8 protein-coding genes are annotated in these 11,102 nt (G+C 37.4%); 5 read left to right on the top strand and 3 right to left on the bottom strand.

The window, feature by feature from the left end; translation table 11 throughout:
* On the bottom strand, positions 1-317 hold a 317-nt coding region (locus tag SOP96_RS17135; protein WP_459349264.1), incomplete at its 3' end, for a restriction endonuclease subunit S domain-containing protein.
* A 105-nt stretch (positions 318-422) separates the two neighbouring features.
* Between SOP96_RS17135 and SOP96_RS17130 the strand changes: the two genes are divergently transcribed.
* Positions 423-1,349: a tyrosine-type recombinase/integrase gene (locus tag SOP96_RS17130; protein ID WP_089757283.1), complete on the top strand. Its 927-nt coding sequence runs from the start codon at positions 423-425 to the stop codon at positions 1,347-1,349.
* A 102-nt stretch (positions 1,350-1,451) separates the two neighbouring features.
* Entirely contained in the window at positions 1,452-4,310 is a 2,859-nt protein-coding gene (locus tag SOP96_RS17125) for a type I restriction endonuclease subunit R (protein ID WP_326322116.1), read from the top strand.
* A gap of 102 nt (positions 4,311-4,412) precedes the next feature.
* Here SOP96_RS17125 and SOP96_RS17120 read toward each other — a convergent pair whose 3' ends face one another.
* Positions 4,413-4,907, bottom strand: coding sequence for a hypothetical protein (locus SOP96_RS17120; protein ID WP_326322117.1), 495 nt, complete (start codon positions 4,905-4,907; stop codon positions 4,413-4,415).
* Here SOP96_RS17120 and SOP96_RS17115 point away from each other — a divergent pair.
* Positions 4,830-5,093: a DUF1294 domain-containing protein gene (locus tag SOP96_RS17115; RefSeq protein WP_326322115.1), complete on the top strand. Its 264-nt coding sequence runs from the start codon at positions 4,830-4,832 to the stop codon at positions 5,091-5,093. The two genes, SOP96_RS17120 and SOP96_RS17115, sit on opposite strands and share 78 nt — an antisense overlap.
* Before the next feature lie 15 nt (positions 5,094-5,108).
* Here the strand turns inward: SOP96_RS17115 and SOP96_RS17110 are convergent, their stop codons facing one another.
* Positions 5,109-6,590 (bottom strand): glycosyl hydrolase family 28-related protein, encoded by a 1,482-nt coding sequence (locus SOP96_RS17110; protein WP_326322114.1) that lies wholly within the window; start codon positions 6,588-6,590, stop codon positions 5,109-5,111.
* Positions 6,591-6,809: 219 nt separating this feature from the next.
* Here SOP96_RS17110 and typA point away from each other — a divergent pair, with 219 nt between their 5' ends.
* Both typA and SOP96_RS17100 read left to right on the top strand, forming a co-directional pair.
* The gene (typA, locus tag SOP96_RS17105; protein WP_326322113.1) at positions 6,810-8,615 is read left to right on the top strand and encodes a translational GTPase TypA; all 1,806 of its coding nucleotides are present in this window, start codon (positions 6,810-6,812) and stop codon (positions 8,613-8,615) included.
* 604 nt (positions 8,616-9,219) lie between these two features.
* Complete coding sequence (locus SOP96_RS17100; protein ID WP_326322112.1) at positions 9,220-10,809, top strand: glycoside hydrolase family 10 protein; 1,590 nt, start codon at positions 9,220-9,222, stop codon at positions 10,807-10,809.
* The last annotated feature ends 293 nt before the right edge of the window (positions 10,810-11,102 follow it).

Raw genomic sequence — 11,102 nt, 5'->3', positions numbered from 1 at the left:
AAGTAGAGCTTTCCGTCATCTTTATTATATAAATAAGATTTTCCTGTACTTGCACCTGTTCTTGCGAATAAAATATCATTTTCAGAAACTAAGTATTTATCTATAAGTTGCCCATTAGGTGATACTGGAAATTCAGGCTTATATTTTGAAGAACTTTCATCAATATCAGTAATTCTTATATATCTATTTTCTCCGTCAAATTTGATTGCCGAAGCATTCATTCCATATTCAAATGAGTATACGCACTTTCCTAAAATAGTAACTTCCCATTCTTCCTCAAACCCCGGAAATCGTAAATTAGGAAACCCAAAGTTCAATTTTCCCCAATTACATTAGGGAGTTTTTATCTCATTAATTCGTAGTCTTGATGATTTTATTGCAAAGGCTTTAACTTTAGGATTTTAATATAAAATCAAAAAATTATGACAAGAAAGAAAACATTGGCAGAAATCGCTGAATTATGGAAGAATGACAAAAAGCTGTATGTGAAAAAATCAACCTTTTCGGCTTATGTGCTGTTGCTGGAAAACCATTTATTGCCTGTATTTAAAGACTATTCTGAGATTGAAGATGAAGATGTACAGAAGTTTGTATTTCAAAAACTGGAGCAGGGATTAAGCCAGAAAAGTATCAAAGATATTCTCATTGTTTTGAAAATGGTGTTAAAGTTCGGGGCAAAGAATAAATGGATTGAGTTTATCAATTTTGATGTGCAATATCCTACAGTTAGGGAAACCCATACGATTGAGGTATTAAGCAGAACGCATCAGAAAAAAGTGATGAGCTATATTCAGGAGCATTTTACCTTTAGAAATCTGGGTGTTTACATCTGTCTTTGTTCGGGAATGCGGATTGGTGAAATTTGTGCCTTGACCTGGGAGGATATTGATACGGATAACGGAATCATTAATATTCGAAAAACCATTCAGAGAATTTATGTGATTGAAGATGGAGAACGAAAAACAGAATTGTTGATTGACACGCCTAAAACCAAAAACTCTATCCGTGAAATCCCGATGAGCAGGGATCTATTGAGAATGCTGAAGCCTTTTAAAAAAATTGTGAATCCTGCGTTTTATGTATTAACCAATGATTCTAAACCTACAGAACCAAGAACTTATCGAAGTTATTACAAAAATTTGATGAGGTTTTTGGAAATTCCCGACATCAAATTTCACGGTTTAAGGCACAGTTTTGCAACACGATGTATCGAAAGTAAATGCGACTATAAAACCGTAAGTGTTTTGCTCGGCCATTCCAATATCAGTACAACTTTGAACTTATATGTGCATCCAAATCTTGAACAGAAGAAAAAAGCAATTGACCAGATGTTTAAAGCGCTAAAATAGTTGTAGTTATCATAGATAATTTCTTACATTTGGGAAAACTGAAATCACTTTGTCAAAGTTCTGAAACTTTGACAAAGTTTTAACCAAAAAACTCAAGCCCGAATGTCAAGTCAGCCGGAATATATTTTAGAGCAGAAATTAGTAGAACAGTTACAACAGTTAGGTCACAAAAAAGTTACAATATGTAATGAGGCAGACCTTATTAAAAATTTAAAAACTCAGCTTGAAATTCACAACAAAAAAACATTCTCAAATACTGAGTTTGAAAAAATCCTCAATCATCTTTCCAAAGGAAATGTTTTTGAAAAAGCCAAAACATTACGCGATAAATTTCATTTTGTAAAAGACGACGGCACTTCAGAATGGATTGAATTCATCAGCCAGGACCATTGGTGCCAAAACCAGTTTCAGGTAACAAATCAAATTGCTCAGGAAGGAAATTTTAAAAACAGATATGATGTAACCATTCTCATCAACGGATTGCCATTGGTTCAGATTGAGCTGAAACGTCGAGGATTGGAAATGAAAGAGGCTTTTAATCAAATCAACCGTTATCATCATCAGTCTTTCAATTCGGGAAGTGGATTGTTTAATTATGTTCAACTTTTTATCATCAGTAATGGAGTCAATACAAAATATTATTCCAACAACGCAAAGCAGACTTTTAAACAAACCTTCTTTTGGTCGGATGAACACAATAATAACATCACTCAACTCGACCATTTTGCTCCTGCATTTTTAGAGCCTTGCCATATTGCCAAAATGATTACCAAGTATATCGTTTTGAATGAAACGAACAAAATACTGATGGTTTTAAGGCCTTATCAATATTATGCTGTTGAAAAAATTGTTGACAGAGTAAGGAATACCGACAAGAACGGTTTTATCTGGCATACTACAGGTTCAGGGAAAACATTGACTTCCTTTAAAGCCAGTCAGATTCTAAAAGAAATTCCGAAAGTTGAGAAGGTTGTTTTTGTTGTTGACCGAAAAGATTTGGATTACCAGACTCAAAAAGAATTTGATGCTTTTGAAAAAGGAAGTGTGGATGCCACTGAAAATACGGCACATTTGGTTAAGCAACTTTCTGATAATACAAAATTGATTGTAACCACTTTACAGAAATTAAATACTGCTATTACAAAGGAAAAGCACGGCAATAAAATTGATAATCTGAAGAACAAAAAAGTGGTTTTCATTTTTGATGAATGTCACAGAAGCCAGTTTGGAGATACGCATCAGAATATCAAAAAATATTTTAAAAATGCTCAAATGATAGGCTTCACAGGGACTCCAATTTCTGAAGTGAATTCAATTGGGAAAATAGATGGAGCTCCGGCAACCACTAACAGATTGTTTGAAGATTGTCTTCATAAATATGTCATTACAGATGCGATTCGGGATGATAATGTTTTGAAATTTTCTGTGGAATATGTCGGAAGATACAAAGAAAAAGAAGGAAGCAATACTTATATTGATACGGATGTTGAAGCAATCGACACACAGGAACTTTTGGAGAGCCCTAAACGTCTTGAAAAAATTGCAGATTATCTCATCGCAGAATACGGAAGAAAGACGCACAATGGTACTTTTAATGCGATGTTTTGTGTGAGTAGCATTGATGTTTTGCAAAAATATTATGACCTTTTTCAAAAGAAAAAAGAAGAAGATAAGCATCAATTGAAAATTGCGACTATTTTCAGCTATGGAACTAATGAAGAGTCTAAAGATGCCAATGGAATCTATGATGAATCCGAATACGGAATGGTTGCAGAACCGCAGGCACAATACGGAGATTCTCATAGCCGAAATATATTAGAAAGATATATTGGTCATTACAATGAAATGTTTGGAACCAACTTTACGACCAAAGACAGCCAGAGTTTCTACAATTATTACAATGATATTGCTAAAAGAGTCCGCAGTAAAGAAATTGATTTAATCATTGTTGTAAATATGTTTCTGACAGGATTTGATAGTCCGCAACTAAACACTTTATTTGTTGATAAAAACCTGAAATATCACGGACTGATTCAGGCATTTTCCCGTACCAACAGATTGTTAGGTGAAAAAAAATCACAAGGAAATATTGTCTGTTTTAGAAATCTAAAGTCTGCAACCGACGATGCTGTAACTTTATTTTCCAATAAAGAAGCGATTCAGGAAATTATCATTCTACCGATTGAAGATTATATTGAGCTTTTCAACGCTGCTTTAGATACATTAAAAGTAGTTGCGCCCGAAATTGATAGCGTCAACGGTTATCAAACCGAACAGGAAAAGTTTGAATTTATTACCGCTTTCCGTGAAGTAATGCGTGTTCTGAATGTTTTAAAATCATTTGCTGATTTTGATTTTGATAAATTGGAAATGACCGAATATGAATTTGATGGTTATAAAAGCAAGTATCTTGATATTTGGAAAGAAACAAGACCGCAGGGAGGCGAAGGAAGAGTAAGTATTCTGGATGACGTCGACTTTGAGCTAGAATTGATTCATCGAGATGAAATTAATGTAAGTTATATTCTTTCATTACTAGCCAATTTGACGGATTCTAGTCTGAAAGGCAATAAGCTGGAACAAAAGAAAAAAGAAATCAGGGATATTCTTTCCGGCGATGCCAAATTGCGAAGCAAAAAAGAACTCATAGAAAAATTCATAGAAGAAAACCTTCCTTATATTTCTGACGGAGATAACGTCAACGAAGAGTTCGAGAAATACTGGAATAAAGAAAAAAATTCAGCTTTTGAAAAAATTGCTACCGAAGAATCTTTGAATAAAGACAGATTCCGAGATGCTATTGATGATTTCCTTTTTACTTCCAAAACTCCTAAAATAAGTGACACACTAAAGCTACTTGAGATAAAACCAAAGCTTAATGAACGTAATAATATCGGAAGAAGAATTATTCAGAAAGTGCAGGATTTTGTGGAAGTTTTTATTGATGGGGTGGCTAGCTAAAAAATAAAGTGACTGAATTTTAATAAGATATTAAATATATGAGTTTGAGATATTTTGCAACACAGTTATTTGAGATTGCTTCGCTTCGCTCGCAATGACTAATCAATTCACCACCCCGCCACCAAAAATTCTCACACAATACTCAGTCCCTAAAAACCTCGGATCCCCGTGCTTCTCAGACCAGAAGCCGTCCAACACATCCGGGTTGATCCAGCGGTAAACGGCAACGCCTTTGTAAATCTTTTGGTCGTCACCTTCATAGCGGAAGTTGATGACTAAAATGCCGTCTTTATAGAAGCCGGTGCCGTGCTGTTCGTGGTCGCCGATAAGCCATTCGGCGATGATGCGGTTGTTTTCGTCGAGGGATAAGGTCAGGATTCCCTGATAGGAACTGCCGCCTGCTTCCTCCTGATTGCTGCCCTGAATGGCATAGCTTCCTGCGAGATCCTGTAGGGTCATGAATGATATTTCCTGCAAAGGTAAAAATTCCGGATTATTTTTTTGTGTTAGATTTGCTCTATGTTTTATGGAATAGCCATCATCAGCATTATTACGTTTATCATCTTCGGAATTGATAAAAGGAAAGCTGTCAAGCATCAGCGGAGAATTTCCGAAAATACTTTATTAACTGTTACATTCTTCGGCGGAACAATCGGAGCGTTGCTGGCAATGCTCATCTTCAGGCATAAAATTTCAAAGAGATCATTTCTGTTGAAATTCAGCGGAATTGTTGTAATACAAGTAATGTTGGTGTACCTATACAGAAAAATCCTCATCGGGTGATGAGGATTAAGAATATTAAGCGTCGGTTCCGTCAGCTTTTACCCACTTAACGCCCTGCCAGAAAATAGGTTTTCCCAGCGTGGAATCAAAATAGTGCTGTCCCTTGTACAGATTTACTGTAGGTCTTTCTGTAGTTGAGCCAAACGTTTTATCAATGATAAACCTTCTTTCGGCATCCATAAACTGTTCATTGGCGCCGGTACAGATAAATTTAGGAGCATTCTGTGCTAATCCCAAAGTCCTGAATTCTGTAAACTCAGCAGCGTTTTGAGAAATAAAATTATCAAAATGGTCTTTTAAAGTAAACTCAAATACATTACCTTTTGATAATGATTTGTTTTCGACAGAGAAAGTATACGGCGAATATACATGTGGATTAAACGCATCGTAATAATTATCGATAAATTTATTATATGATGAGCTGCCATTAAATTTTACTACCGTAGTAGAATTACCAAAATCAGCATTTTCAAATGGAGCAAAATAGGTGTTGCTAAATATATTACTATTGGATGAGTCAAGAATTACATTTTCAAGATGCGCTTCAAAATAGGAGTTTGTAAAATTAATGTTTTTACAATTTTTTATGTGGACACCAATGCATTTTGATAGTTCCGGATAGCCATTGATCTGACTGAGATAATTGGCCACGTTAGCTTCAATAAGACAATTTACAAAAGAACATGAAAAGGAATCATATAGAGAAATTCCCTGGGAATTTACTCTGAAAACACAATGGGAAGCAAAAATGCAGGTAGACAAGGAATCCGCTAAAAGACCTATTCTGTTATTGAACAGCAGACTGTCTTTTATACTGATGTAAGCCGAGAAATGCGAAAAAATACCTGCCATCTCAAATCCCTGAACTGAACAGTTTTGAATATTGACCTGTAAAACTTTATCCATCATAATCCCAACACCAAAGTTATTCGGAGCAGGTTTTGCTGCAGTAGGATTTAGCAAGTAATTATTTCCAGCGATCGTAAGGTCGCTGATAACAGTATATTCCTCTAAATGATCCGCCGTTGATCTTGTACGCTGATTAACAGGTGTTCCGTCTTCTGAAATGAAAAGGAGCGAAATATCGTTGCTATCGGTATAAAGTATACTCCCATCTCTTGATTCTCCTTTTAATGTGCAGAAGGCCGGGAACAATAACGTGCTTTTGATCAGGTATTTTCCATCAGGAATGAGACAGCATAGATCGTAAGAGCGGGGAAACTCATTTTTATACTCCCGAATATCGATCAGGTAATTAAATGCACTCTGGATGCTTGCCGTATCGTCATGGCTACCATCACCTTTTGCTCCAAACCATTTTACATTGATATGGTCTTCAATATATCTTTTATAATAAGGTGATTCATTGGATCCTCCCTTAAAATAAAGAATGTTATCCACATAGGCATCAGACATATCATTTCCTTTATACCATTTGGTAACAGGAACCAAGGTAATTAACTCTCCGGTCTGCAAATCTTGAATTTGTTTTGACATTTTTTAAATTTTTTAAACAGTTAATGATGAATGAATTGTTTCTTGCAAGAAATCTATACCGCAAAAGTACAGGCTGACAACGCCAGAACTTGACGTATTAAATTTTATATTTATTTTTTTAAATATTTTAATTTTCTCATTATGAATTTATTAATTAACATAACTATTTAGCAAGTATTTCATTAAAAATCACTAATTTTGCACCCGTAAAAATCTTTTATGCAAAACATTAGAAATATTGCGATCATCGCACACGTTGACCACGGGAAGACCACTTTGGTTGACAAGATCATCCACGCTACCAATATTTTCAGGGAAAATCAGGAGAGTGGGGAGTTAATTATGGATAACAACGACCTCGAGAGAGAAAGAGGGATCACCATCTTATCCAAGAATATTTCTGTTACTTATAAAGACACGAAAATTAATGTAATTGATACACCGGGTCACGCCGATTTCGGGGGAGAAGTAGAAAGAGTATTGAAAATGGCAGACGGGGTAATCCTATTGGTGGATGCCTTCGAAGGGCCGATGCCACAGACCCGTTTCGTACTTCAGAAAGCACTGGAATTAGGACTAAGACCATTAGTGGTAATCAACAAAGTAGATAAGCCGAACTGTCGTCCGGATGAGGTTCACGATCAGGTATTTGATCTGTTCTTCAACCTTGACGCTACCGAAGAGCAGTTGGATTTCCCAACGTTCTACGGATCTTCAAAACAGGGATGGTTCAACACTTCATTAGAGCAGACTGAAGATATATTCCCTTTGCTGGATGGAATCCTTCAATATGTTCCTGAACCGAAAGTAACGGAAGGAAACCTTCAGATGCAGATTACTTCACTTGATTATTCTTCTTTCTTAGGAAGAATCGCTATCGGAAAAGTAACCAGAGGTGAGCTTAAAGAATCCCAGTGGATCGGTCTTGCTCAGGCAGACGGTAAAATTGCCAAAGGAAAAGTTAAAGAACTATATGTTTTTGAAGGATTAGGAAAGAAAAAAGTAACGGAAGTTCAGGCAGGAGATATCTGTGCTGTGGTTGGTTTCGACGCTTTCCAGATCGGAGACTCTTTCGTAGATCTTGAAAACCCTGAACCATTGGAAAGAACAGCGATTGATGAGCCTACGCTAAACATGACGTTCTCTATCAACAATTCACCTTTCTTCGGGAAAGACGGTAAATTTGTAACGTCCAATCACCTGAAAGAAAGATTAACAAAAGAATTAGAAAAAAACCTTGCATTAAGAGTACAGCAGACAGACGATGCCAATACATTCTTGGTTTTTGGTAGAGGGATCCTTCACTTATCCGTTTTAATTGAAACGATGAGAAGAGAAGGGTACGAAATGACGATTGGTCAGCCACAGGTTATCCTTAAAGAAATCGACGGCGTAAGCTGTGAACCTTACGAATCTTTGGTAGTAGACGTTCCTGAAGAATATGCTTCAAGAGTAATCGATTTGGCTACCCAGAGAAAAGGAGACCTTCACATCATGGAAACCAAAGGCGAAATGCAGCACATGGAATTCGAAATTCCTTCAAGAGGTCTGATTGGATTACGTTCCCAAATGTTAACAGCTACAGCCGGAGAAGCCATTATGGCACACCGTTTCACGGAATACAAGCCTTTCAAAGGAGCTATTCCTGGAAGAAACAACGGGGTGTTGATCAGCAAAACTCAAGGCCCTGCAACAGAATATTCCATCAACAAGCTACAGGACAGAGGCAAGTTCTTCGTAGATCCGGGAGAGGAAATTTATGCCGGAATGATCGTAGGAGAACAAAACAAACCGGGAGACCTTGTGGTAAACATTGTTGAAGCAAAACAGCTGAACAACATGAGAGCTGCAGGAAAAGATAAAGACACCGGCGTTGCTCCGAAAATCTTATTCTCACTGGAAGAATGTATGGAATACATCCAGGCAGACGAAGCCATCGAGGTAACCCCGAACTTCATCCGTATGAGAAAGAAACTCCTTTCTGAAGAAGATAGAAAAAAAGTGGAAAGAGCGGCAAAAGCTTAATCCCACTTCACCCATACACCAAAGCTCCGGATTTCCGGAGCTTTTTTTTGTTAAATAATACTTAATAAAAACTCTGCGTAATCCGCGGAATCTGTGGGAAAATAAAACATAATTACTGTTCGGATCTTTTTATTTAATTGCAAATACAACGAAGATACTTTATAGTATATGGTATATTTTCAAGACAAACAAAAGCATTTCATCTATTGAAGCAATACAAAATTTTACGATAATATTCATAACAACAAATTATTGTTTTATAATTGCAAATAAATCTGTGCCATCTGTGAAATCTGTGGGAAAATATGATATATTTTCAAGATAAACAAAGCATTTCATCTATTGAAGCAATACAAAATTTACCATAACATTTATGACAATAAATCCTTGTTTACAACTTGGGAATAAATCTGCATCATCCGTGAAATCAGCGGGAGAATAAAATTCATTTACTTTCCAAAAGTTCTTTGTGGCTTCACTAAGTAAAACACCTTTGCAAACTTAAAAACCGTTAGTAGTCAAAAAATCTTGGTGCACTTGGCGTTTAACTAATTTTATTATCGTAACTTAAATCAACAAAATAAATTAATGTAGTTTTGCACTTATGAGAATAAATTACTTAAAACTAATCATATTATCAGGCGTTTTAACATCATTTACGGCTTGCTCAACCCAAAATAATGCAGTGAAAGCCTCCACACCTTCAAAAAACATTAAAAATAAAACCTTACCACCAACCGGTCCCAAACCCGAAGCCGTAATTCCGCCGGATGAAACCTTCCGCACCGTGCTTCCCGAGATCAAAAGAGAATTTCGCGGAGCATGGATTGCCAGTGTGGCCAATATCAACTGGCCTTCACGAAACAACTTATCCGTGGATCAGCAGAAAGCCGAAGCCATCAACATGCTGAATATGCTGGAGGGCAATAATTTCAATGCCGTGATCTTCCAGGTGAGACCTTCCGCCGACGCTTTATACACCAGTAATCTTGAACCGTGGTCTTACTTTTTGACAGGCCAGACCGGTCTGGCACCATATCCCAATTACGATCCTTTGCAGTTCTGGATTGAAGAAGCGCATAAGAGAGGCCTTGAACTTCACGTATGGCTGAATCCTTACCGTGCCCATCATTCCAACGGAGGAACGCCGAACAGTTTATCAATGGTAAACAAGCTTTCAGATATCGTTATTAGATTGAAAAACGGAATGTATTGGTTTGATCCTGCTAATCCGAAAACCCAGGGGCATGTTTCTAATGTGGTAAAAGATATTGTAAAGCGCTACGATATTGATGCCGTACACTTTGACGATTATTTTTATCCGTACGCCACCTACAACCGGGGTGCCGATTTCCCCGACAATGCATCCTGGAATGAATATCTGAAAAACGGAGGAACATTATCCAGAGCAGATTGGCGAAGGGATAACGTCAATAAATTTGTTGAAAGGATCTATAAAGAAATCCACGCCGAGAAAAGCTATGTCCGTTTCGGGATCAGTCCGTTCGGTATATGGAAGCCGGGCTATCCGCAGGGAATTGTAGGATCTTCACAGTATGATGAACTGTATGCCGATGCTAAATTATGGCTGAATAAAGGCTGGGTAGATTATTTTTCGCCTCAGTTATACTGGCCCATAGAATCAAAAGGACAACCCTTCGAAGCCCTTTTAAATTGGTGGAAATCAGAGAATACCTTCAACCGGCATTTGTGGCCGGGATTGAATACCGTAGAAATCAGATCATCCGACCGCCCTACGGAAATTAAAAATCAGATTGAAATTTCAAGGCAGGTATTAGGAAACGATGCCGGAGAGATACACTGGAGCATTGCGGGCCTAACTAAAAATCCGGGGATGCTTCCCACCTTGAAGAATGGACCTTATAAAGAAAAGGCCCTGGTTCCGAAATCCCCGTGGCTGAAAGCAGCACCCTTACAAACACCAAGCCTCTTTATCAATGATAACGGAAGCTTTGCGCAGGTGAGCTGGAGCACGAAAAATATAAAGGAAGTGTTTCAATGGATTCTTTTCACACAATACAACGGTGTCTGGGAAACGGAAATCCTGACTCTGGAACAGCTTTCCAAAGAAGTTCCGAAGTCTAAAGACGGAAAAGCATTAAACGCAGTAGCTGTAAAATCCATCGACCGGTTAGGAAACGAAAGCGATTACGTTGCCAAAAAAATTAAATAATTCTAAAAAAAATTAGATATACCAAAGCTCCGGAAACCAAACTTCCGGAGCTTTTTCATGCAACGGTTTACAAATTCCCCTCCTCTGGAGGGGTGGATTAATTTTTTTTGAAAATTAAGACGGGGTGGTTCATAACAGTGAATTTTACTGCGCAATTAAGTATAGATGGTCAATAGTAAATACTTTGTCTCACTTTTAAATGAAAGACTACTACGTAGCCCGGATTGAAGCATCTGTCTGAGCTCATTTTGTATGGTTTCGGGGGGGGGGGGGGGGCGGCCCCCCCCCCCCCC

The sequence above is a fragment of the Chryseobacterium salviniae genome (assembly GCF_035819015.1).
In the GTDB taxonomy this organism is placed as follows: domain Bacteria; phylum Bacteroidota; class Bacteroidia; order Flavobacteriales; family Weeksellaceae; genus Chryseobacterium; species Chryseobacterium salviniae.
The sequence above is the reverse complement of the archived record's forward strand: the minus strand, read 5'-3'. Positions and strand labels throughout refer to the sequence as shown.